Genomic DNA, 21,459 nt, shown 5'->3' with positions numbered 1-21,459 from the left:
ATTGAAAGAATCACGCAAATCGGTCAGGGAAGCGAAATCATGCAAGCCCCGACCGAGATTTTTGAAGCGATCGCGCTCCAGAAGTGCCTGAAGGTGACCTACAACAAGATGGTCGTCACCCTGGCACCGCACATCCTCTACACGCGCCATGATGAAATGTTCATCGATGCCGTGACCACCGACCGCAACGGCACGCCCCCGCGCGAGCTGAAGCTGGGCACCTTCAAGCTGGTGGGCCTGTCGGACATTCAGGTGCTGGATGAGGCGTTCGAGGCGATGTACGGCCTCTACAACGAAACCGACGACAAATATAAGGGCGTGACCCTGTTCGCGGTGACGCCCGAAAGCCAGGCCGCCTGATCCTGCGCTGACGCCGCCGCGCCGGTCAGCGTTCGAGGATGCGGTCGGCCAGCGGCTCGCGTGCCTGCCAGCCCCGCTTTTCGAGTTCCGGCGTTCGGCTGTTTTCGGCCGGATAGCCGATGCACAACAGCGCGATCAACGTCCAGTGGCCTGGAACGTCCAGCATCGACGCGACCATCTGCGGCTCCACGATCGATATCCAGCCCAGGCCAATGCCACGCACCCGCGCCGCCAGCCACAGATTATGGATCGCCAGAACGGTCGAATAGCGCAGCATTTCGGGCATGGTCGCAATGCCCAGCCCATGCCCTGCGGCGGGCGCCTCATCACAGAAAACGGCCAGCAGTTCGGGCGCCTCGCGCACGCCATGCAGTTTCAGCGACAGATAGTGGGCGCGCTGCGCCGGGTCGGCATAGCGATCGGCCGCGGCCGCGCTTTCCGCATCGATATGCGCCGCCAGCGCCGCGCGAATGGCGGCCGTCCGCACATGCACGAACCGCCATGGCTGCGCATTGCCGACCGACGGCGCGAGGCAGGCGCAGCGCAGCAGTTCGTCCATGTCCGCTTTCGTCACGGGGCGGCTATCGAAATGGCGCACATCGCGCCGCCATTGCAGCAATATGTCGAGATCCGCCGCGAAGGTCGGGCCAAAGGTCGGAACGGCGCCCTCCCCGCCTTCGCCGGACGCCATCATTTCTTGAGCCGATAGCCCGTCCGGAACATCCAGCCGATGATGGCGAGGCACACAGCCAGCATCGCCGCGACGAACAGCAGGCTATATTCGATGCCCACGTCCCCCCGGCCGAAGAAGGTCCAGCGGAAGCCCGAGATCAGATAGACGATCGGGTTGAACAGAGTCATCGTGCGCCACGGGTCCGCCAGCATATGCACCGAATAGAAGGCGCCGCCGAGGAAGGTGAGCGGCGTCACGACCAGCAGCGGGATCACCTGCAGCTGCTCGAAACCCTGCGCCCAGATGCCCAGGATGAAGCCGAACAGGCAGAAGCTGATCGCGATCAGGATCATGAAGCCCGCCATGGCGAAGGGATGGGCGACCTGGATATCGACGAACAGATGCGCGGTCAGGAAGATGATCGTCCCCACGATCAGCGACTTGGTCGCCGCCGCGCCGACATAGGCGATTACCGTTTCCGTGGCGGAAATGGGCGCTGACAGCAGTTCATAGATGGTGCCGCTATATTTGGGCATGTAGATGCCGAAACTGGCGTTGAAGATACTTTCGGTCAGCATCGACATCATGATGAGGCCGGGCACGATGAAGGCACCATAGGCGATGCCGTCCACCTCCGTCATGCGCGACCCGATCGCCCCGCCGAACACGACGAAATACAGCGTCGTGGTGATGACCGGCACCAGCAGCCCGGTCAGCCAAGTACGGCGGAACCGGTGCAGTTCGAACTTGTAGATGGATGCGATGGCGTGGAAATTCTGGAGGCTCATGCGGCCTTCTCCTGATGGACGAGGCTCACAAAGATATCCTCCAGGCTGCTCTGCTTGGTATTGAGATCCTTATAACCGATGCCAAGGTCGCCCAGCTTGCGCAGCAGCGATGACACCCCGGTCCGCTCCGCCTGCGTATCGAAAATATACTCGATCTCATGGCCGTCCCCGTTCAGCGTGACATTCCATTGGGCCAGTTCCGCCGGCACCGTCTCCATCGCATCGGCCAGCACGACCGTCAGCGTCTTCTTGCCCAGTTTCTTCATGAGCGCGGTCTTTTCCTCGACCAGCATCAGCGCGCCCTTGTTGATCACGCCCACCCGGTCGGCCATTTCCTCGGCCTCCTCGATATAATGGGTGGTCAGGATGATGGTGACGCCGGTCTGGCGCAGTTCGCCGATCAGCTTCCACATGTCCCGGCGCAACTCGACATCGACGCCGGCGGTCGGCTCGTCCAGAAACAGCACGCGCGGTTCATGGCTCAGTGCCTTGGCGATCATGACGCGCCGCTTCATGCCGCCCGACAATTCGATGATCCGGTTATTGCGTTTGTCCCACAGCGACAGGTCGCGCAGGATCTTTTCCACATAGGCGTCGTTGCGGGGCAGGCCGAACAACCCGCGGCTCAGGCGGACGGTGTCGATCACCTGCTCGAACTGGTCGGTATGCAGTTCCTGCGGCACCAGCCCGATGGCGGTGCGCGCGCCGCGATAGTCGCGTACGATGTCATGCCCGGCGACGGTCACGCTGCCGCCGGTGGCACGGGCGATGCCGCAGATGATCGAGATCATCGTCGTCTTGCCGGCGCCGTTCGGGCCCAGCAGCGCGAAAATCTCGCCTTCCTCGATCGTCAGGTCGACGCCTTTCAGCGCCTCGAAGCCCGACGCATAGCGTTTCGTCAGGCCGTTGATTTCAATGATGGATGCCATGGATGGCTCTGCCCCTGTTCGCTTTGTCGCGAAGATAGGAGGCCGATGGCGCAGTGCAACCTGCGCCTTTGCTATTCGCCCTTGCGGAAGAAGCGAAACACCGTCGCCGGCGGGAAATTGCGCACGGTTTGGCCAGAGCGCACCACATCCAGCCCCAGCGCTTCCATCACCTCGCGATTGACCGGCGGCCGCATCGAATAGGTGAATTGCACGAAGCTGCCCCCCGGGCGCAGCATGCGGAAGGATTCGGACAAGATGTCGAAATGCATGTAGCGATCCATCGCCAGCAGCGGCAGGCCGCTGACCACAGTCTGATAATCGCCCGGCTGGCCGGCGGTCGCGGTCGACACGATCTGCGCCGGCGTTTCCAGGATCGACACCTGCGGGAAATGACGACGCAGGCCACGGGCGAAGGCGGGGTTGATCTCCACCACCTCCAGCTTTCCCGGCGCCAGGCCGGTTTCCAATATGGCCCGGGTGAACACCCCGGTGCCGCCACCCAGTTCCAGCACGCGGCCATCCTGCGGATCGATCTGCGCCACCATCAGCCGCGCGAGATAGCGGCTGGAGGGCACGACCGACGCAGTCTGGCGCGGCTTCTTCACCCAGGCGGCGAGGAAATCCAGATATTCGGTTGCGCGGGCGCGAAACTCGCCACTGGGCAGGGCGATTGCCCGGCTGCGCTTGGGCTTATGCTGCATAAGCGTGATGCGACCGCATATTATCCATCCCGACTCCCTTAGCGAGGTGAAAGGGCGACGTCGATTGACTTTCGCGTGTCGATCACGCCGCCCGCCTCCAACTTTGGACCAGTTGTCGAAATCGTGCCGCAATAGGCTGGATTTACTGCCCCTTCCCCACCTCGTTCGCGGCCAGCACGCGCAGCACATTGCCGGACCAGATTTTCTGGATATCCGCCTCGCTATAGCCGGCCTTCAGCAGCGCGGCGGTAATCTTGGGCAGGTCGACCACATCCTCCATGCCGACCACGCCGCCGCCGCCGTCCCAGTCCGCACCGATCCCGACATGATCCGGCCCCACGACCTTCAGCGCATGGAGCATATGCGCCATGAAATCGTCAAAGGTCGGCCGGTCGGTATCGGGATAGAGCCGGTCGATCTCCTGCCGCTTGGCCAGCAGTTCGGCCCGCTTTTCCGGCGACAGCTTGGCATCGTCGCGCAACTGGCCGAACAGCGCCTTCAACGCCTCCTGCCGCTGCGGATTGGGCTGCGACTTGCGCAGATAGGCGCCATAGGCGTTCATCTGGATCACGCCGCCCTTGGCCGCCAACGCCTTCAGATGATCGTCGTCGATATTACGCGGATGGTTATAGACCGCCTTGCACCCCGAATGGGTCAGGATGATCGGCGTGGTCGACAGCGCCAGCAGATCGTCCAGCACCTGATCGCTGCTGTGCGACGCATCGGGCACGATGCCCAGGCGATTCATTTCCTTCAGCAATTCCTTGCCCAGCGGGCTGAGGCCGCCGAAGCGCGGCTTGCCCGACGGGTCGGTGCTGCTGTCGGCGAACTGGTTGTGCGCGAAATGGGCAAAGCCCGATATCCGCACGCCCATGTCGTAGAAGGTCTTGAGCAGGGTGACGTCCTCGCCCAGCGGATAGGCATTTTCGATCGACAGATAGACGACCCGCTTGCCCGCTGCCGCGATCGGCGCGGCGTCCTTCGCCTCCAGCGCCAGCGCGAAATTGGCCGGGTCCGCCGCCACCATGTTACGGATCGACAGGCCACGCAGGATCGCAAAGTCGCGCGCCTTGCGGAAACCCTCGATCGTTACCGGCCCCTGCCCCGTATAGATGGCCCAGAAACCGCCATCCAGACCGCCCTTCTTCATGCGGGGCAGATCGACCTGGGTATAGTCGCCATGGACGTCATGCCCCTCCTCGATCGACCAGCCGGGCAGGTCCAGCGAGGCGGGCGTATCGAGATGGCTGTCGAGCGTCAGCAGCTTCTGGTGCAGTTGATACACTTGCTTCGAAACGACTGGTTGTTCCGCCTGTGCAGTCAGGGGGAGCAGCGCCATCAGCGCCGCTCCCATCATCAAGGCAGCCCGCATCAGATTTCACCCGAAATGGTGAACTGGAAGGTGCGCGGCGACAGCGGGCGGAAATTGCCGTCGCCCGTCACCGATGCCGAGATGTAGGACAGCGTATCCTTGTCGAAGATATTGTCGATGTTGAAGCGCGCCTTCACGCCCTTGACCGGGCCCAGGCTGATGCCGTCGCCAATATCGACATAGGCGCTGAACACGGTGAAGCCCTTGACGCTGGAGCCGGCCGAATTGTCGAAGGTCGACCAGCGGCGCGAGGTATATTTGCCGCTGAAATTGCCCACCAGCCAGCTGGCCGGCTCGATGGTCACGCCACCATTGACGATCCACTTGGCGCTGTCGGGGATATATTTGCCGTCCGTCTGATAGGTGGTCGTCGCGGTGACGATGTCATCCTTGAACTTGGCGATATTATAGGTGGCGTTGAGGTTGAAATAAGCGAGGCCGTTCAGGTAGCTCGGCTTGTAAGTGCCGCTGAATTCCGCGCCATAGGCCGTCACCCTGCCGACATTCTGATAGAAGGTTTCGATGACGTTGGTCGTACCGGGCAGGATCGACCCGATCGACTGGATGCGGTTTTTGAACTTGGTGTAATAGACGGCGTAAGACGCGTAGAACTGCCCCTGATTGGTACGGATGCCTGCTTCGAAATTCTGCGACCGCTCCGGCGCAGGCGCGGGGACGCCGGTCGATGTGCTGGCGAGCGAGACGGAGAAGATGTCGTCCAGCCCCTTTGGCAGGGCCATATTCTCCGCATAAGAGGCAAAGACCTGGCTCTGATTGTCCAGTTTGTAGAGCACGCCTGCCTGCGGCAGGAAGCCGTCGCTATAGCTGGTGCGCAGCGTCTGCGGACCCCAGCCCGCGACCCAGACCGGCGACGCGGTGGTGCCAGCATTGCGATAATAATCGTTGAAGTCGCGATAGCCATTGTAGCGATAGTCGATATGCAGCGCCTTGACGCCCAGGTCGAAGATCAGCCGGTCGTCCAGCAGCGTAATCCGGTCCTTGACGAAGGCCTGCGTCGTGTTGCGCTGGCTCTGATAGTCACGGCGGACATAGACCAGTTCGTCGAGATTAGGCGCGCTGGCTGGCGAGCCATCAGTCGTGTTGTAGCGCGCCTGCGTGCGGTTATAGGTATCGACCTCGCCCCACAGGCCGACTTCCAGTGCGTGCGCGCCAATTTCCCAATGCAGCTTGCTGGTCAGGCCGTAGCGATTGCCGCCAACGGTCGACAGGCCATATTGCGTACCCTTGGGCGCGGTCAGCGCAATACCGGCGGCCGTTTCGCGGGTATAATAAAGCAGGCTGTTGGCATAAGTGTCCGGCGATACGCCATAACCGCCCTTGTCTTCATAATAGGCTGTCGCTTCGGCCCAGACGCCATCGGCGATCCCGGCGTGGACCGTGCCGCCATAGAGCTTGTCATCGCGTACGTTGATGGCGAGCGTGTTGGTATAGGCATAGTTGGCGTTGCTGTAGGCGGGGCCGCCCGCGACCGGCGCGAAGCCCGGCGTGGTGTTGGGCACGACCGAGATATAGCCGCGATCCCGGCCGCTCTTGCCGCCGATGTCGGTGCCGGTCAGATATTGGCTGCGGCTGAGCGTCGGAGAATCGAAATCGTTGAACTTGTTCGACACGAACTTAAACCGTGCCCAGCTATCGCCGCCCAGATCGGCATGGACCATGCCTTCCCAATGCTCGCGATCGACCGTGCCGTCACCGCGCCACAGGTCAGTGTTCAGCTTGGTGCGGCTGACATAGGCGCGGAACGGCCCGACCTGGCCGGTGCTGGCACGGATGAAGGTGCGCTTCATGTTGAAGTCGCCGAAGCTCTGGGACACGAACAGGCCAGCCTCTTCCTGCGGCTTGATGCTGTTATATTGCACCACCGGGCCAAGCGTGGAGTAGCTGGGCAGGCCGACATCGCCCGCACCCACCGCCGCTTCCACCACGCCCAGATTTTCATTGTCGACATAACGGAAGACGGGACTGCCGCCGAAGGCATCGCTGCGGCCGGTGGGGATGCCGTCGACCACGAAACCGATCTGGTCGAGGTTGAAGGCGCGGGTCTGGACGCTGTTGCCGAATTCATAGAGGCCCAGCGCACCGTCGGTCTGCACGTTGAAGCCGGGCAGTTGCTCCAGCATCTTAAGGCCCGAAATGCCCGATGGCGCGGACAGCAAAGCTTCGCGCGTCACGGCGACGACGTTGGTCACTTTGTCCTCACCGATCGCCTCGGCCGATTGCGAAATGCGGCGCCCGGTAACGGTGATCGTCTCATCATCGCCCGTCGCCGGTTCCTGCGCATGGGCAGCGCTGAGCGCCCCGGCGGCGCAGGCAATCAGCAGCGCCGCGCGAGAGGACAGGCGGATGGACGAAGATATGGACATTCAAAGGCTCCCTGTTTCACGACGCAAAAATGGAGAGACCCGCCCGAAAGCGTGCCTCTCCACATGGTTTCTGCGTTTTCTTGTGAAACGAGAGTGTCCGTTAACTCCACCATCGGCCAATGAGAATTTCTCAGCCTAAGGCAGAGTTTTCAATCTATTGCGGGGAATTTCAGAAACAGGCTTTACTGCAATATTCAGCGTCCCTTCCAGACGCCGGCGCGCTTTTCGACGAAGGCGGTCATGCCTTCCTTCTTGTCTTCGGTCGCGGTCAGTATCTGGAACAGGCGCCGTTCGGTCAGCAGTCCCTGCGCCAGCCCGGTTTCGAAGGCGATGTTGACCATTTCCTTGTTCACCATCGCGGCCATCGGCGGCAGCGCGGCGATCGTCGCAGCGGTCTTGAGCGCGTCTTCCAGCAAATCGGCGGCGGGTACGATGCGGCTCACCAGTCCCGAACGTTCGGCTTCGGCGGCATCCATCATCCGGCCGGTGAGGCACATTTCCATCGCCTTCGCCTTGCCCACGGCGCGGGTCAGGCGCTGCGATCCGCCCATGCCCGGCGCTACGCCCAGCTTGATCTCCGGCTGGCCGAACTTGGCCGTGTCGCCCGCGATGATGAAATCCGCCATCATCGCCAGTTCGCAGCCACCGCCCAGCGCAAAGCCCTGCACCGCCGCGATCCATGGCTTGCGGGTGGCGACCACGCCGGTCTGCCAGCCGGAAAAGAAATCCTCCAGGAAGAAGTCGGCGGCCTGCTTGTCGACCATTTCCTTGATGTCGGCACCCGCCGCAAAGGCCTTTTCGCCGCTGCCGGTCAGGACTGCGCAACGCTGGGTCGGGTCCGCATCATAGGCGGTGAAGGCGGCGCTCAGATCCTTCAGCACCTGGCTGTTCAGCGCATTGAGCGCCTGCGACCGGTTGAGCGTGATGAGCGTGACTGCATCGCGCTGTTCCACCAGAATCGTCTCGTAGCTCATCTCTTATCCTTCGGCTTGGACATGCCGCTTATTATCGGCACAGATGCATGAAATCGCGTTCGTAGCTTTTGAGGTGCGCGCCGCCATCGACATACAGGGTCTGGCCGGTCACGGCGCTCGCCTCCACCAGATACAGGACCGCCTGCGCAATCTGCTCCGCCTGCGGCAGGCGAGCGAGCGGCATCAGTTCGGCCAGCCGCTCCATCTGTGCTTCGTCATAATCGGGCGTCGCGATGGTCAGCCCCGGCGCGACGGCATTGACCCGGACCCTGGGCGCCAGGCTGTGCGCACTGGTGCGGGTCAGGCCCGCCAGCGCCAGCTTGGACAAGGTATAGGCCATCTGGTCGGCATGGGGATGGTCGATCCGCTGGTCGAGGATGTTGACGATGCAGCGATCCCCCACCCCGGCCGGTACGGTCGCAAATGCCTTGGTCAGCAGGGTCGGCGCGGCGCAATTGACCGCATAATGGCGCATCAGGTCATCCGCCGTCACCGTTTCCAGCCGGTCCTGCCCGAAGATGGCGGCACTGTTGACGAGGATGTCGGGCGGCCGGCCGAACCGCTCCGCCACCTGCGCCACCAGTTCCTCCGCGCCTTCGGGATCGGCGAAATCGACGACGAAGCCCTCCCATTCGGTGCCCTCCTCCTCGAAGGTCAGCGCGAGATGGGAATCGAGCCGCGTGTCGTGGCTGCCATGGATAGCGAGCGAATGGCCGGCCTTCGCCAGCGTGGCGGCGATGATGCCGCCCAGCCGCCGATGCCCGCCGGTAACGAGCGCCAGCCGCTTGGGCGCCAGCGGGGCGCCGACCGGGGCGGCATCGCTGCGCGCCCGGCCCAGCGGGCGATAGGAAGGTTCTTCCTCGCCGCTCATGAAGCGATGAGCTTCAGCACTTCCTCGCGCGACTTTTCATCGTCGCGGAACACGCCCAGCATGCGGCTGGTCTTCATGATGACATTGGGCGTGCGCACGCCCCGCCCGGTCATGCAGCCATGGGTCGCCTCGATCACCACGGCGACGCCCTGGGGCCTGAGATGCTCCCAGATGCAGTTGGCGACTTCGGACGTCAGCCGTTCCTGCACCTGCAACCGGTTGGCATAGGCGTGAAGGACGCGCGCCAGCTTGGAAATGCCGACCACATAGTCGCCGGGCAGATAGGCGATATGCGCCCGGCCGACGATCGGCGCCATATGATGTTCGCAATGCGACTGGAACGGAATGTCCTTGAGCAGCACGACATCGTCATAGCCGCCCACCTCGTGAAAGATGCGCGACAGGTGATAGGCCGGATCATCATTGTAACCGCGGCAATATTCCCGCCAGGCGCGCGCCACCCGCTCGGGCGTTTCCATCAGCCCCTCGCGTTCGGGCATGTCGCCCGACCAGCGGATCAGGGTACGGATCGCCTCGCTGACTTCGGCCGGAACCGGCTCCTTGCCTTCGCCCACGGTTTCGGCGTCGATGTCACATGCCATGAACCGGCCACTCCTTATGCTGTTGGTCCCGCATATGGCGGCTGGGCTGCGCGATGGCCAGTCCCTTTCGGGCCGCTGGACACAAGATCATAGTGGTGGCAAATCGGGCGAATACGGGATCGCCACGCTACAATGCCTCTGCTCATCATATATCATGCGTACTGAACGGATCGCCGCCGTGCTGCTGGCGGCCGGCACATCCTCCCGCTTTGGCGAGGAGGACAAGCTGATGGCCGTGCTGCGCGGCAAGCCGATGGCGGCGCATGTACTGGAAACGGTCGCCTCCATGGCCTTTGCCGAACTGATCGCGGTCGTCCGGCCGATCGAATTTGCCCCGGTGATCCATCGCAAGCTCGACCGGCGGGGTTACACGATCCTCGTCAACGACCAGCCCGAAGACGGCATATCCGGCAGCATCGTGCGCGCAGTCGAATATGTCATGCCCAACAACAAGATCCGCGGCATATTGGTGTGCCTGGCCGACATGCCGGACGTGCCCCAGACCCATTATAACCGCATCTGTCTGGCCGCGGAGGACATCCGCTCGGTAGTGGCATCGACGGATGGTTTTTCCTCGTCTCCCCCGGCCTTCATCGGGCGCAAGCATTTCCCGGAATTGCTGGCGCTGAAGGGCGATCAGGGCGCGCGGGCCTTGTTGAGCCACGGTATCCAGATCGAAACGACGGGCAATATCCTGCACGACGTCGATACGCCCGAAGACCTGCCCGGCTGGCGCCCGATCACGCCAGAATGAAGTAATGCCCCGATAATCAGCTCGACCGGGTCGGGTCGGTCATCGGATCGCTGATTTCGCGCGCATCGGGGGCGCGACTGATCGGCAGCGACCCGGTCTGCCGTTCCAGCATGCGATGCACGATCGGGGTGTTCGGCCCGACATGCAGGGCACGGATCGTCTCGCTATTATCGATATCGGCCACGGTCCGGCGCTGGTTATGCCGGACATAGTCGAGCCAGGTCGACACATGATAGCGTTCGACCCACAATTCAGGATCGCCCAGATCGCGCATCAGCGACCAGCCATGAGCGCCGTCGCGCCGGCGGATGCGCCGCCGCTCGCTCATAGCGGCCAGAAAGGGTACGACCGATCCGGCCGGGATGCGATATTCGATGGTAACGACCACGGGGCCGCTGCGCGGCTCCACCGGCACGGCGGTGTCAGGCTCGCGCCAGCTGTTCTGAAGGTCGAGATTTTCCTCGCCGGTCTGGGGCAGCGGGCGCAGCAGGCCCAGCATCGCCGCCGCGAACTGGGCCGCGGCAGAGGCATAGAGGGCGTCCACCACGCCATGATGCTCGGCAATCCAGCCGAACAGCCAGGCGCCGATCGCCATGCCGCCAAAGGCGGTCATCTGATAGAGCGAGACGGCACGGGCCACGACCCAGCGCGGCGCGGACATCTGGACCGACACGTTGAAGGTGGCGAGCGCCGTGACCCAGCCCATGCCGGCAAGCAGATAGCCCAGCAAAGCGAGCGCCAGCCAGCCGCTCGCGCCGGTGATGGCCGTGCCCAGCGCCAGGATCAGGGCGGCCGAGCGTACCATCGTTTCGATCGAGAAGCGGGCGCGCAAATGGCGGGTCGACAGCGCGGCCAGCACCGCGCCGATGCCGAAGGCGCCACTGGTCATGCCGAAGGTGAGCGCGCCGCCGCCCAATATGTCGCGCGCGACCAGCGGCATCAGCGCCGACACCGCGCTCGCGCCGATGCCGAAGGCCGCGCCACGCAGCAGCACCAGCTTGATCTTGGGCGACATGGCGACATAGCTGAGGCCCGCCTGCATCGCCACGCCCAGCCGTTCGCGCGGCAGCAGCTTGGGCGGCAGTTCCGGGCGCCAGCGCGACAAGACCGTCAGCAGCGCGATATAGCTGACCGCATTGGTGAGGAAGGCCGCAGCCGCCCCCGCCGCCGCGACGATAACGCCGCCCAGCGCCGGGCCGACGCTGCGCGCCAGATTGAAGCCCATGGAGTTCATGGCGACTGCGCTGGGCAGCACATGGCGCGGCACCATGTCGCCCACCGACGCCTGCCAAGCGGGGCCGTTGATCGCGGTGGCGCAGCCGATCAGGAAGGTGAAGCCGAGCAGCAGCCAGGGCGTCACCAGCCCGGCCCAGGCGGTCGCCGCCAATATGGTTGATACCAGCAGCATCGACGCCTGACAGGCAATCATCACCTTGCGCCGGTCGAGATTGTCGGCCACCGCCCCGGCCCAGAGCGATAGCAGCATGATCGGCAGCGTCGTCGCCGCCGGGACGAGCGCGATCAGTTGCGGCGAGGCGGAAAGCGACGTCATCATCCACGCGGCGCCGACCGATTGGATCAGGCCACCGAAATTGGACGCAAGGCTGGCGGTCCAGACGGCGCGAAAGACGGGGATGGAGAGCGGCGAAGGCGGGTCCTGAGTCGGGGCTTGCGTCACACTGTCCATGTCGGGGGGATATAGGCCGCTATGCCGCAGGTGCAACGCTTCTGGACATGCCCATGAGACATCCCCGGTCAGACATGCCCCGTGCGCAGCGCGACGGCCCAGTCGGGGCGCCCATGGGCCTGTGCGGCGCAGGCGGCCGCTTCCCAGTCATAGGGAATGGCGATCAGTTGCGCCCGCCACACCCCGTCGATCCGCTCGACCATGGCATAGCGGGCATGGGGCGATCCGGTTTCGACCTTGTGCGGGAAGGGATGATCGTCGGCATAGGCGGGCAGGCCGACGCTGCCGGGATTGACGATCAGGCCCCCGCCCGGTCGGCGATGGATGCGCGGGATATGGGTATGGCCGCACAGGATCAGCGGCGCGACGACGCCCCCTGCCCGCGCCTCCACCTCAGCGGCGCTGGCGGGACGCAGCCCTCGCGGGCCCAGTGTTTCCAGCCAGTAGCAGAGATCGTCCCCCGGCGCGCCATGGACCATCAGCACATCGTCGGTCAGCCAGAGCTGGTCAGGCAGCGCCGCGATCCAGTCCCGATGACGCGGTTGCAACTGCTGATGCGTGTAGAGGTCGGACGCGCCCATGCGGGCCGGATCATGGGTCAGTAATTGCCGTTCATGATTGCCGCGGATGGTCGGCAGGTTCAGCGCCATCAGCCGGTCCGCCGTTTCGCAGGGGAAAAGCGGGCCGGACAGGATATCGCCCAGATTGACGATCGCATCGGCACCCCGCGTCGCGACGTCCGCCAGCACAGCGTCCAGTGCGACGATATTGCCATGAATGTCGGACAGGATGGCGATGCGCATGGGCCTGAAATGCCATGGGGATTCGCCGGTGGAAAGGCGCGAAATGCGACAGCGAGTTGGACAGGTAAATCGATAGTGCGAAACTGCCGCTACGGCATGCTGGCGAACGCGCGAACGGCGTAATAGACACTTGCACTTTACGTAAACGTAAATACATTCAGCAGCGAAATCCGAAGCGCCGGAACGGCCCCCACGGAGAGGGATTGAACATGGAAGCCTATATTTACGACGCCGTCAGGACGCCCCGTGGCCGGGGCAAGGCGGACGGGTCGCTGCACGAAATCACCCCGATCCAGCTGGCAACGCAGGTGCTGGAAGCAGTGCGCGACCGCAGCCAGATCGACACCGCCGACGTCGATGACGTCATCCTGGGCTGCGTCAGTCCGGTGGGCGAGCAGGGCGCGGACATTGCCCGCGTCGCCGTGCTGAATGCAGACTATGCGCAGACCGTGCCAGGCGTGCAGATCAACCGTTTCTGTGCTTCTGGCCTGGAAGCCGTGAACATGGCCGCCGCGAAGGTCTATTCGGGCGAAGCGATGTTCGCGATCGGCGGCGGCGTCGAATCGATGAGCCGCGTGCCGATGGCGTCGGACGGCGGTGCCTGGGCGATGGACCCGGCGGTCGCCTACAAAACCTATTTCGCGCCGCAAGGCATCGGCGCAGACGTGATCGCCACCAAATTCGGCATCAGCCGCGACGATGCGGACGCCTATGCGGTCGAGAGCCAGAAGCGCGCCAAGCAGGCGTGGGACGAAGGCCGCTTCAAAAAGTCGATCGTGCCGGTGAAGGACGTGATCGGCGGCATCGTGCTGGACCATGACGAACATATGCGTCCTGATGCGACGATGCAGTCGCTCGGCGCCTTGAAGCCCAGCTTCACCGCCTTGGGCGAGGAGATGCCGGGCTTCGATACCGTCGCCCTGCTGCGCTATCCCGAACTGGAGAAAGTCAACCATATCCACCATGCCGGCAACAGCAGCGGCATCGTCGATGGCGCCGCCGCCGTGCTGGTCGGCAACAAGGATATGGGCGAGAAATATGGCCTGAAGCCCCGCGCACGGATCAAGGCGATGGCCTCGATCGGCTCGGAGCCGCTCATCATGCTGACCGGGCCGGAATTTGTCGCGGGCAAGCTGCTGGCGCGCGCGGGCATGAGTGCCGCCGACATTGACCTGTGGGAACTGAACGAGGCCTTTGCATCGGTCGTGCTGCGCTACATGCAGGCGATGGATCTGGATCACAGCAAGATCAACGTGAATGGCGGCGCGATCGCCATGGGCCATCCGCTCGGCGCGACCGGGGCGATGGTGCTGGGCACGGCGCTGGATGAACTGGAACGCTCTGGCAAGGGCACCGCGCTCATCAACCTGTGCGTCGGCGCGGGCATGGGCACCGGCATCATCATCGAGCGTATTTAACTTCCATTTCCCGTTCGGGCTGAGCCTGTCGAAGCCCCTTCCTTTTCTAAGAAAGAAAAGCCCTTCGACAGGCTCAGGGCGAACGGAGAGTAAAGGTCAAACCAATGCAGACCATCGCATTCGACATCGACGCCGACGGCATCGCCACCCTGACGATCGACGTGCCGGGCCAGTCGATGAACGTCATCGGCCCAGACTTCCTGAGCGACCTGGACGCCGCGATCACGCGCATCGCGTCGGAAGACGGCATCAAGGGCGCAGTCATCGCGTCGGGCAAGGACAGCGGCTTCATGGCCGGGATGGACCTCAAATATTTCGGGTCGATGCTGGCAAGCGAGAGCGGCGATCGCCCTGCCCCGGCCGCCATCTTCGACAAGGTTTTCGTGCTTAACGCGCTATTCCGTCGCCTTGAAACCAGCGGCAAGCCGATCGCCTGCGCCATTGAGGGCACCTGTGTCGGTGGCGGGTTCGAACTGGCGCTGGCCTGTCATCGCCGTTTCGTCGGCGACAGCCCGAAGACGCAACTGGGCCTGCCCGAAATCCTGATCGGCCTGTTCCCCGGCGGCGGCGGGTCGCAGCGCCTGCCGCGCATCATGGGCGTGCAGGCGTCACTGATGTACATGCTTCAGGGCAAGCTGTTCCGCCCGGCCGAAGCCGCGATGCTGAAGGTCGTGGACGGCGTGGTGCCGCAAGGCACGGCGGTTGCGGCGGCGAAGGAGTGGGTGAAGGCCAATCCGACCGCCAGCACCCAGCCCTGGGACGTAAAGGGCTTCAAGGTTCCGGGCGGCGCGGGCGGTTTCAACCCCGCCTTCGTGCAGACCATGGCCGGCGCCCTGCCGATGACGCTGAAGCAGACGCAGCGCAACATGAACGCGCCGATCGCCCTGCTGTCCGCTGTCTATGAAGGCATCACATTGCCGATGGACCGGGCGATCCGGATCGAGAGCAAATATTTCGCCAAGGTCGCCGCCGACCCGCAGGCGTCGAACATGATCCGCACCCTGTTCGTCAACAAGCAGGCCGCAGAGCGCGGCGCGCGCCGTCCCAAGGATCAGCCCAAGGCACCAACGACGAAGCTGGCCATGCTGGGTGCAGGCATGATGGGTGCGGGCATCGCCACCGTGGCCGCGCAGGCCGGCATGGAGGTCGTGCTGTTCGACCGTGACCAGGCCTATGCGGAAAAGGGCAAGGCGCATGTCGAGGAGGTGCTGAAAAAGCGCCTGGGCAAGGGCATGACGCCCGAGAAGATGGCGGCCACCCTCGCCCGCGTAACGCCGACCACGGACTATGCCGCGCTCGCCGGTGCCGACTTCGTGATCGAAGCGGTGTTCGAGGATGTGAGCATCAAGGCGGAAGTGACCAAGCAGGTCGAGGCCGTGCTGGGCGCCGACACCATCTTCGGCTCCAACACCTCCACTTTGCCCATCACGAAGCTGGCGCAGGCCTGGAGCAAGCCGGAGAATTTCATCGGCGTCCACTTCTTCTCGCCAGTCGAGAAGATGCCGCTGGTGGAAATCATCCTGGGCGAAAAGACCGGCCCGGCCGCCATCGCCAAGGCGCTCGATTTCGTCGCGCAGATCAGGAAGACCCCGATCGTCGTGCATGACAGTCGCGGCTTCTACACCTCGCGCAGCTTCGGCACCTATGTGCAGGAAGGTGCGGAACTGGTCGGCGAAGGCGTCAATCCGGCACTCATCGAAAATGCCGGCAAGCAGCTGGGCATGCCGACCGGGCCGCTCGCCGTCAGCGATGAGGTGTCGATCGAACTGGGCTGGAAGATCATGAGCGCCGCCAAGAAGGAACTTGGCGACGCCTATGTCCCACAAGGTTCGGACGACATCATGGTGAAGATGGTCGAGGCCGGGCGTCTGGGGCGCAAGAATGGCAAGGGCTGGTACGACTATCCCGAAGGCGGCAAGAAGCATCTGTCACCGGTGCTGGGCGAGATGTTCCCGCGCGCCGCAGAGCAGCCCGATGTCGAGGCGGTGAAGGAGCGCCTCCTCTATCGCCAGTTGATCGAATGTGCCCGCTGTTTCGAGGAAGGCGTGCTGGAAACCCCGGAAGATGGCGATATCGGCGCGATCTTCGGCTGGGGCTTCGCGCCCTATACCGGCGGGCCGTTCAGCCATATGGACACGGTCGGCATCGCCCATGTCGTCGCCGTGCTGGATCGGCTGGCGGCCGAACATGGCCCGCGCTTTGCGCCGACGCAGCAGTTGCGGGACATGGCGGCGAGCGGGGCGACCTTCTATCGCCCGGTGCCGGCAAAGGCCGCGGCATGATCCGTCTGTAAATCTTAACGACAGTCGGCTAGGTCTCCCCGAACATCTCGGGGAGACTTTTTCTTATGAACAAGCCGACGGTACTGGTCACGGGCGGCGCGGGCTATATCGGCAGCCATGCCGTGCTGGCGCTGAAGGATGCCGGCTATGGCGTGGTGGTGATCGACAATCTGGTCACCGGATTCGACTGGGCGGTGCCGCAGGACGTGACGCTGGTGCGCGGCGACATTGCCGACCAGCCTTTAGTCGAAGCCACGCTGCGCGCCCATGATGTGCGGGCGATCATGCATTTCGCCGGTTCGGTCGTGGTGCCGGAATCGGTCGAGAATCCCCTCAAATATTATCACAACAACAGCGCCAAGACCCGTGACCTGATCGAAAGCGCGGTGCGGGTGGGCGTGCCGCATTTCATCTTCTCCTCCACCGCCGCCACCTATGGCACGCCCGATGTGGAGGCGGTGCGGGAGGATACGCCGCAGCGGCCGATCAATCCCTATGGCATGTCGAAGCTGATGACGGAGTATATGCTGCGCGACGTGTCGGCAGCCCACCCCATGAATTTCTGCGCGCTGCGCTACTTCAACGTCGCGGGCGCCGACCCGCAGGGCCGTACCGGCCAGTCGACGGCCGGCGCCACCCACCTTATCAAGGTCGCGGTGGAAGCGGCGCTGGGCAAGCGCGAGAGCGTGGCCGTGTTCGGCACCGATTTCGATACGCCGGACGGCACGGGCGTACGCGACTATATCCATGTCACCGACCTTGCCGCCGCGCATCTGCTGGCGCTGGAGGCGCTGATGGCGGAACCGGAGCGCAACCATCTGCTCAATTGCGGCTATGGCCGGGGCTTTTCCGTGTTGGAAGTGCTGGACGCGGTCGACCGCGCGACCAACAATCCGATCCAGCGGGTGATGGTCGGCCGGCGGGCAGGCGATCCGGGTCAGTTGATTTCCGACAATGGCGCAATCCTCAAGACCTTCCCCTGGACGCCGCGCCATGCCGATCTGGACCAGATCGTGCGCCATGCCCTCGCCTGGGAACGCAAGCTGGGCGAGCGCCAGGAGGCATGAGCGCAGACAGCGTCCGCGCCTTCTTCGCGGCAGAGGCGCCCGATATCAGGATCATCGATCAGGGCGTCAGCACCGCGACGGTGGCCGAAGCCGCCGCTGCGCTGGGCGTGGAACCGGCGCGGATCGCCAAGACATTGTCGCTGCGGGTGGGCGAGACGGTGGTGCTGGTCTGCGCGCGGGGTGACGCGCGCCTGAGCAACGGCAAGGCCAAGGCCGTGCTGGGCGCCAAGCCGCGCATGCTCAGCGAGCATGAGGTGGAGGCACTGACCGGCCATCCGGTCGGCGGCGTATGCCCCTTTGGCCTGGCCCAGCCCCTGCCCGTCTATTGCGATGTGTCGCTGCGCGATTTCGCCACCGTCTTTCCGGCGGCCGGATCGCGCACCACGTCGGTCGAACTGACTCCGGATCGACTGGCGGCCTTGACCGGGGCGACATGGGTGGACATTTGCACCCTCCCAGACATTGCGGAGTAACCCCATGCCGACCGAACATCTTTTCGCCACCGGGGGAGAGGCCGCCGCCGATATCGCCGCGCGCATCGCCACGCTGCTGACCGATGGCATTGCCGCGCGCGGGGTCGCCAGCATCGCGCTGTCCGGCGGCCGGTCGCCTCGCCCGGTGCTGGAGGCGCTGAGCCGGGTCGATCTCGACTGGCGCAAGGTCGTCGTGACGCTGGTGGACGAGCGCTGGGTCACGCCGGACACCGCCGACAGCAACGAGCGACTGGTGCGCGAGACTTTGTTGCAGGGCGCGACCGCGCAGGCGCGCTTCGTGCCGATGAAGACGGACGCGGCCGACGCCTATGCCGGGCAGGCAGCGGTCGAGGCGGACTTTGCCGCCCTGCCCTGGCCGCTCGACATCGTCCTGCTGGGCATGGGCGATGATGGCCATACCGCTTCGCTTTTCCCCGAAGGCAAGGAATTGGCCGAGGGCCTCAGCAGCAAGGCGCTGACCATCGCCGCCACGCCCCCGGTGGCGCCGCATCAGCGGATGTCGCTGACCGCGCATGCGATCTTGCAGAGCCGCCATATCTTCCTCCAGATCAGCGGCGCGGGAAAGAAGGCGGTCTATGATCGCGCGCTGGCGGGTGGCCCGGTGGAGGAACTGCCGATCCGGCTGGCGCTGTTGCAAGATGCCGTACCGGTCGAGGTGTGGATCAGCGAAATCTGAAACCGCATCTGTTCGTTTCGAGAGTGTCGAGAAACGCATGGCCAGGCGCTTCCCGTTTCTCAACTACGCTCGAAACGAACGGATCGGGTTTAATTTTTCACCTCATGATCCGAAATCAGATAGCGCCATACCCCCACGGCGTTGATCGCCAGCAGCGCGACATTCTGCCAGCCTATCCCTTCGCTGTCCTTATCCAGAAAGCCCCAGCCGATCAGCGCTACTGAACTGGTGACGAACAGCACAAATGCCCATCCGGTTATGCGTCGTCCCAGATTGAGCGACACGACCAGCGCCGCCAAGGTCGCGGCCCCCGCGCCATAATATTGCAGGGCAGGGAGCAGCGTCGAGGTCATGCCGGTCAAAACGCGCCGGCCATGGACATGGTTGCCCCGCCATAATAGGCACGCCCCCATGGTTGCCGACATCTCCCCCTTCCACGCCATCGCCATCAGCCGCGAGGCCCACGCCCTCGAAGCGCAGGGCCGTTCGATCCTGCACATGGAGTTCGGCCAGCCATCGACCGGCGCCCCGGCCGAGGCGATCGCGGTGGCGCATCAGGTGCTGGATACCGAGCCGATGGGCTATTGGGAAAGCCCGGCGCTGAAGGAACGGATTGCGCGCCATTATGGCGAGAAGCATGGCGTGGCGGTCGATCCGGAGCAGATATTGCTGACCTGCGGCGCGTCGCCGGGGCTGGTGCTGGCGCTGACCAGCCTGTTCGCGCCGGGCGCCCGCGTCGCCACTGCGCGGCCGGGCTATGTCGCCTATCGCAATAATCTGAAGGCGCTCTATCTGGAGCCGGTCGAGGTCGCCTGCGGCCCAGCCGAACGGTACCAGATCAGCGCCGACGCGCTGGCCGCGATCGATCCTGCGCCAGATGGCCTGATCCTGGCCAGCCCTGCCAATCCCACCGGCACGATCATTCCGGCAGACGAACTGGCGGCGATCGCGAAGGTCTGCGCGGACCGCGGCATCCGCATCATTTCCGATGAAATCTATCACGGCCTCAGCTTCGGCGCGCCGGCCCGGTCGATGCTGGAGTTCGCGTCCGACGCGCTGATCGTGAACAGCTTCTCCAAATATTACAGCATGGCCGGCTGGCGGCTGGGCTGGATCGTGGTGCCGCCGGCGCTGATCGACGTCTCGCGGGCGCGGATGGGCAATCTCTTCCTGACGCCGCCCGTGCTGGCGCAGCGCGCGGGCCTGACCGCCTTCGATTGCACCGACGAACTGGAAGGGCATGTCGAGGGCTATCGCCGCAACCGGCAATTGCTGCTGGACGCCCTGCCCGCGCTCGGCCTTGCCAGCATCGCACCGCCCGATGGCGCCTTCTATATCTATGCCGACATCAGCCATTTGACCAATGACAGCCTCGGCTTCTGCCAGAAATTGCTGCGCGAAACCGGCGTGGCGACCGCCCCCGGCGTGGATTTCGACCCCGTCGACGGCCACCGCTTCATCCGCTTCAGCTTCGCGGTATCGACCGACCGGGTCCAGGATGCGATCGCGCGCATGGTGCCGTGGTTCCAGGCGCAGGCTGGACGGTAGAAGTCGGTTTGGGTGAAATGGGTGGGCTCTCCTGCCGTCATTGCGAGCGAAGCGAAGCAATCCACAGGCGCGACATGGATTGCTTCGCTCCGCTCGCAATGACGAAAAGGGTAGAGAGGGGACGGTCGTCTAACGGGTAGGTTCCAGCGCCTTGCAGACATTCCACTCTGAGCTATGATCGCGTCATGCGAGAGCCAGATTTCCAAACTGACGGGTGGTGCCTTGATGATGGCGAGAGTTGCCACGCCGCTGCGCCAGAGACGTTTTGGATACCCGACCGGCAAAGGCGAGAAAGCCTCGAACCCGGAGACCTTGCAAAACTGATCTTTCGCATAAGCGTCGACGACGGTGATGACAATGTCGCCGTGGAGCGGATGTGGGTTCTCGTTAGAGAGCGCATAAATGGCGGGTATCTGGGTATGCTCGACAATGAACCCAGTGCCATCGCCGAGAATGATGAATTTTGGCTCGGAACAGAGCTTCCATTTTCCGCAAGGCATGTAATCAACATCGAAGAAAGAGATGAGAAAACCGTCGCACTTGCGCGTCAGGAACCGCTCAATCGTTGGCCGACGCAATAGCTATGTCCGCTGTTGGAGAGTAAGGGCTGCGGGTGGAACGGCAAAAAGTGGTCGAGGCTGTGTAAAAACGTCGATGACGCGCTCAGCCGCGCAACTTTGATTCACGGAGCCTTGCCACCCGTTTCTTTCCGTTCGCGAGATCTGCGGTGCAGATTCAGAAGTTGTTCGTTTCGCTGACGGCGAGACGTTTTTACACAGCCTCGGTCGAAACCTGCCATACTCTCTTCCGTCATGCCGGGCCCTTCGACAGGCTCGGGACAGGCTTGACCCGCATCCCGCTTTTCCTGCAAGCGCTGGCGGTAAAAAGCGTCACCCCGGATTAAATCCGGGGCGACGTCGAAGGAAAGCGTACCCCTATTCGCTCTCCGTCAGCCCCCGCTCCGCTTCCAATGTAGGATTTTCTCTGATCTATCCTGCGGGATGAAAGCTTTGCCCGCCGCTCCCACGACCAGCCCACTCTACGGCCCCGTGCCAGTCCGCGCCATGGCGCCTCTA

General features: G+C 63.8%; 21 protein-coding genes. 9 read left to right on the top strand and 12 right to left on the bottom strand.

The window, feature by feature from the left end:
* The first annotated feature begins 39 nt into the window (after positions 1 to 39).
* Positions 40 to 360: a hypothetical protein gene (locus tag ACNHGR_RS19425; protein ID WP_184270981.1), complete on the top strand. Its 321-nt coding sequence runs from the start codon at positions 40 to 42 to the stop codon at positions 358 to 360.
* 25 nt (positions 361 to 385) lie between these two features.
* Here ACNHGR_RS19425 and bluB read toward each other — a convergent pair whose 3' ends face one another.
* The 9 genes from bluB to folE all read right to left on the bottom strand — a co-directional run bounded on the left by bluB (position 386) and on the right by folE (position 9,654).
* Positions 386 to 1,054, bottom strand: coding sequence for a 5,6-dimethylbenzimidazole synthase (bluB, locus tag ACNHGR_RS19420; RefSeq protein ID WP_475288135.1), 669 nt, complete (start codon positions 1,052 to 1,054; stop codon positions 386 to 388).
* Positions 1,051 to 1,821 (bottom strand): ABC transporter permease, encoded by a 771-nt coding sequence (locus ACNHGR_RS19415; protein ID WP_475288134.1) that lies wholly within the window; start codon positions 1,819 to 1,821, stop codon positions 1,051 to 1,053. The genes bluB and ACNHGR_RS19415 overlap by 4 nt, the downstream gene beginning before the upstream one ends.
* Positions 1,818 to 2,750, bottom strand: a complete 933-nt coding sequence (locus tag ACNHGR_RS19410) for an ABC transporter ATP-binding protein (RefSeq protein ID WP_184270975.1) — start codon at positions 2,748 to 2,750, stop codon at positions 1,818 to 1,820. Before ACNHGR_RS19410 ends, ACNHGR_RS19415 begins: the two co-directional genes overlap by 4 nt.
* Before the next feature lie 71 nt (positions 2,751 to 2,821).
* On the bottom strand, positions 2,822 to 3,451 hold the full coding sequence (locus ACNHGR_RS19405; RefSeq protein WP_475288133.1) for a class I SAM-dependent methyltransferase: 630 nt from the start codon (positions 3,449 to 3,451) through the stop codon (positions 2,822 to 2,824).
* A gap of 142 nt (positions 3,452 to 3,593) precedes the next feature.
* On the bottom strand, positions 3,594 to 4,823 hold the full coding sequence (locus ACNHGR_RS19400; RefSeq protein WP_475288131.1) for a dipeptidase: 1,230 nt from the start codon (positions 4,821 to 4,823) through the stop codon (positions 3,594 to 3,596).
* Positions 4,823 to 7,207 carry a TonB-dependent receptor gene (locus tag ACNHGR_RS19395; RefSeq protein ID WP_475288130.1) on the bottom strand — a complete coding sequence of 795 codons (2,385 nt, stop codon included), beginning with the start codon at positions 7,205 to 7,207 and terminating at the stop codon, positions 4,823 to 4,825. Before ACNHGR_RS19395 ends, ACNHGR_RS19400 begins: the two co-directional genes overlap by 1 nt.
* Positions 7,208 to 7,401: 194 nt before the next feature.
* Positions 7,402 to 8,181: an enoyl-CoA hydratase-related protein gene (locus ACNHGR_RS19390; protein ID WP_475288128.1), complete on the bottom strand. Its 780-nt coding sequence runs from the start codon at positions 8,179 to 8,181 to the stop codon at positions 7,402 to 7,404.
* Between the two features lie 31 nt (positions 8,182 to 8,212).
* On the bottom strand, positions 8,213 to 9,052 hold the full coding sequence (locus ACNHGR_RS19385; RefSeq protein ID WP_475288127.1) for an SDR family oxidoreductase: 840 nt from the start codon (positions 9,050 to 9,052) through the stop codon (positions 8,213 to 8,215).
* A complete protein-coding gene (gene folE / locus ACNHGR_RS19380; RefSeq protein WP_184270956.1) occupies positions 9,049 to 9,654 on the bottom strand; it encodes a GTP cyclohydrolase I FolE in 606 nt (201 codons plus the stop codon). Before folE ends, ACNHGR_RS19385 begins: the two co-directional genes overlap by 4 nt.
* Positions 9,655 to 9,808: 154 nt before the next feature.
* Between folE and ACNHGR_RS19375 the strand changes: the two genes are divergently transcribed.
* Positions 9,809 to 10,408: a nucleotidyltransferase family protein gene (locus ACNHGR_RS19375; RefSeq protein WP_184270953.1), complete on the top strand. Its 600-nt coding sequence runs from the start codon at positions 9,809 to 9,811 to the stop codon at positions 10,406 to 10,408.
* Positions 10,409 to 10,424: 16 nt separating this feature from the next.
* On the opposite strand, the gene ACNHGR_RS19370 is transcribed toward ACNHGR_RS19375, so the two are convergent.
* Positions 10,425 to 12,095: an MFS transporter gene (locus tag ACNHGR_RS19370; RefSeq protein WP_475288125.1), complete on the bottom strand. Its 1,671-nt coding sequence runs from the start codon at positions 12,093 to 12,095 to the stop codon at positions 10,425 to 10,427.
* Between the two features lie 68 nt (positions 12,096 to 12,163).
* Positions 12,164 to 12,898, bottom strand: coding sequence for a metallophosphoesterase family protein (locus ACNHGR_RS19365; RefSeq protein ID WP_475288124.1), 735 nt, complete (start codon positions 12,896 to 12,898; stop codon positions 12,164 to 12,166).
* Positions 12,899 to 13,107: 209 nt separating this feature from the next.
* Between ACNHGR_RS19365 and ACNHGR_RS19360 the strand changes: the two genes are divergently transcribed.
* The 5 genes from ACNHGR_RS19360 (at position 13,108) to pgl (ending at position 18,835) form a co-directional block, all read left to right on the top strand.
* Positions 13,108 to 14,316, top strand: coding sequence for an acetyl-CoA C-acetyltransferase (locus ACNHGR_RS19360; RefSeq protein ID WP_475288123.1), 1,209 nt, complete (start codon positions 13,108 to 13,110; stop codon positions 14,314 to 14,316).
* A gap of 104 nt (positions 14,317 to 14,420) precedes the next feature.
* Positions 14,421 to 16,598, top strand: coding sequence for a 3-hydroxyacyl-CoA dehydrogenase NAD-binding domain-containing protein (locus ACNHGR_RS19355; protein WP_475288121.1), 2,178 nt, complete (start codon positions 14,421 to 14,423; stop codon positions 16,596 to 16,598).
* A gap of 65 nt (positions 16,599 to 16,663) precedes the next feature.
* Positions 16,664 to 17,665: a UDP-glucose 4-epimerase GalE gene (gene galE / locus ACNHGR_RS19350; protein WP_475288120.1), complete on the top strand. Its 1,002-nt coding sequence runs from the start codon at positions 16,664 to 16,666 to the stop codon at positions 17,663 to 17,665.
* Positions 17,662 to 18,138 (top strand): YbaK/EbsC family protein, encoded by a 477-nt coding sequence (locus ACNHGR_RS19345; protein WP_475288119.1) that lies wholly within the window; start codon positions 17,662 to 17,664, stop codon positions 18,136 to 18,138. The genes galE and ACNHGR_RS19345 overlap by 4 nt, the downstream gene beginning before the upstream one ends.
* A gap of 4 nt (positions 18,139 to 18,142) precedes the next feature.
* Entirely contained in the window at positions 18,143 to 18,835 is a 693-nt protein-coding gene (gene pgl / locus ACNHGR_RS19340; RefSeq protein WP_475288118.1) for a 6-phosphogluconolactonase, read from the top strand.
* Positions 18,836 to 18,924: 89 nt separating this feature from the next.
* Here the strand turns inward: pgl and ACNHGR_RS19335 are convergent, their stop codons facing one another.
* A complete protein-coding gene (locus ACNHGR_RS19335; protein WP_475288483.1) occupies positions 18,925 to 19,188 on the bottom strand; it encodes a hypothetical protein in 264 nt (87 codons plus the stop codon).
* A gap of 58 nt (positions 19,189 to 19,246) precedes the next feature.
* Here ACNHGR_RS19335 and ACNHGR_RS19330 point away from each other — a divergent pair, with 58 nt between their 5' ends.
* Positions 19,247 to 20,383, top strand: coding sequence for a pyridoxal phosphate-dependent aminotransferase (locus ACNHGR_RS19330; RefSeq protein WP_475288116.1), 1,137 nt, complete (start codon positions 19,247 to 19,249; stop codon positions 20,381 to 20,383).
* Between the two features lie 185 nt (positions 20,384 to 20,568).
* Entirely contained in the window at positions 20,569 to 20,964 is a 396-nt protein-coding gene (locus ACNHGR_RS19325; protein WP_475288114.1) for a hypothetical protein, read from the top strand.
* The last annotated feature ends 495 nt before the right edge of the window (positions 20,965 to 21,459 follow it).

It is taken from the genome of Sphingobium sp. RS1, from assembly GCF_056156825.1.
Note: the sequence above shows the minus strand (reverse complement) of the source record. Positions and strands in the feature narration are given on the sequence as shown.

Excerpts from the sequence above, each read along its gene's own strand:
- ACNHGR_RS19425 (WP_184270981.1), top strand. The coding sequence starts at position 40 with ATGCAAGCCCCGACCGAGATTTTTGAAGCGATCGCGCTCCAGAAGTGC.
- bluB (WP_475288135.1), bottom strand. The coding sequence starts at position 1,054 with ATGATGGCGTCCGGCGAAGGCGGGGAGGGCGCCGTTCCGACCTTTGGC.
- ACNHGR_RS19415 (WP_475288134.1), bottom strand. The coding sequence starts at position 1,821 with ATGAGCCTCCAGAATTTCCACGCCATCGCATCCATCTACAAGTTCGAA.
- ACNHGR_RS19410 (WP_184270975.1), bottom strand. The coding sequence starts at position 2,750 with ATGGCATCCATCATTGAAATCAACGGCCTGACGAAACGCTATGCGTCG.
- ACNHGR_RS19405 (WP_475288133.1), bottom strand. The coding sequence starts at position 3,451 with ATGCAGCATAAGCCCAAGCGCAGCCGGGCAATCGCCCTGCCCAGTGGC.
- ACNHGR_RS19400 (WP_475288131.1), bottom strand. The coding sequence starts at position 4,823 with ATGCGGGCTGCCTTGATGATGGGAGCGGCGCTGATGGCGCTGCTCCCC.
- ACNHGR_RS19395 (WP_475288130.1), bottom strand. The coding sequence starts at position 7,207 with ATGTCCATATCTTCGTCCATCCGCCTGTCCTCTCGCGCGGCGCTGCTG.
- ACNHGR_RS19390 (WP_475288128.1), bottom strand. The coding sequence starts at position 8,181 with ATGAGCTACGAGACGATTCTGGTGGAACAGCGCGATGCAGTCACGCTC.
- ACNHGR_RS19385 (WP_475288127.1), bottom strand. The coding sequence starts at position 9,052 with ATGAGCGGCGAGGAAGAACCTTCCTATCGCCCGCTGGGCCGGGCGCGC.
- folE (WP_184270956.1), bottom strand. The coding sequence starts at position 9,654 with ATGGCATGTGACATCGACGCCGAAACCGTGGGCGAAGGCAAGGAGCCG.
- ACNHGR_RS19375 (WP_184270953.1), top strand. The coding sequence starts at position 9,809 with ATGCGTACTGAACGGATCGCCGCCGTGCTGCTGGCGGCCGGCACATCC.
- ACNHGR_RS19370 (WP_475288125.1), bottom strand. The coding sequence starts at position 12,095 with ATGGACAGTGTGACGCAAGCCCCGACTCAGGACCCGCCTTCGCCGCTC.
- ACNHGR_RS19365 (WP_475288124.1), bottom strand. The coding sequence starts at position 12,898 with ATGCGCATCGCCATCCTGTCCGACATTCATGGCAATATCGTCGCACTG.
- ACNHGR_RS19360 (WP_475288123.1), top strand. The coding sequence starts at position 13,108 with ATGGAAGCCTATATTTACGACGCCGTCAGGACGCCCCGTGGCCGGGGC.
- ACNHGR_RS19355 (WP_475288121.1), top strand. The coding sequence starts at position 14,421 with ATGCAGACCATCGCATTCGACATCGACGCCGACGGCATCGCCACCCTG.
- galE (WP_475288120.1), top strand. The coding sequence starts at position 16,664 with ATGAACAAGCCGACGGTACTGGTCACGGGCGGCGCGGGCTATATCGGC.
- ACNHGR_RS19345 (WP_475288119.1), top strand. The coding sequence starts at position 17,662 with ATGAGCGCAGACAGCGTCCGCGCCTTCTTCGCGGCAGAGGCGCCCGAT.
- pgl (WP_475288118.1), top strand. The coding sequence starts at position 18,143 with ATGCCGACCGAACATCTTTTCGCCACCGGGGGAGAGGCCGCCGCCGAT.
- ACNHGR_RS19335 (WP_475288483.1), bottom strand. The coding sequence starts at position 19,188 with ATGACCTCGACGCTGCTCCCTGCCCTGCAATATTATGGCGCGGGGGCC.
- ACNHGR_RS19330 (WP_475288116.1), top strand. The coding sequence starts at position 19,247 with ATGGTTGCCGACATCTCCCCCTTCCACGCCATCGCCATCAGCCGCGAG.
- ACNHGR_RS19325 (WP_475288114.1), top strand. The coding sequence starts at position 20,569 with ATGCGAGAGCCAGATTTCCAAACTGACGGGTGGTGCCTTGATGATGGC.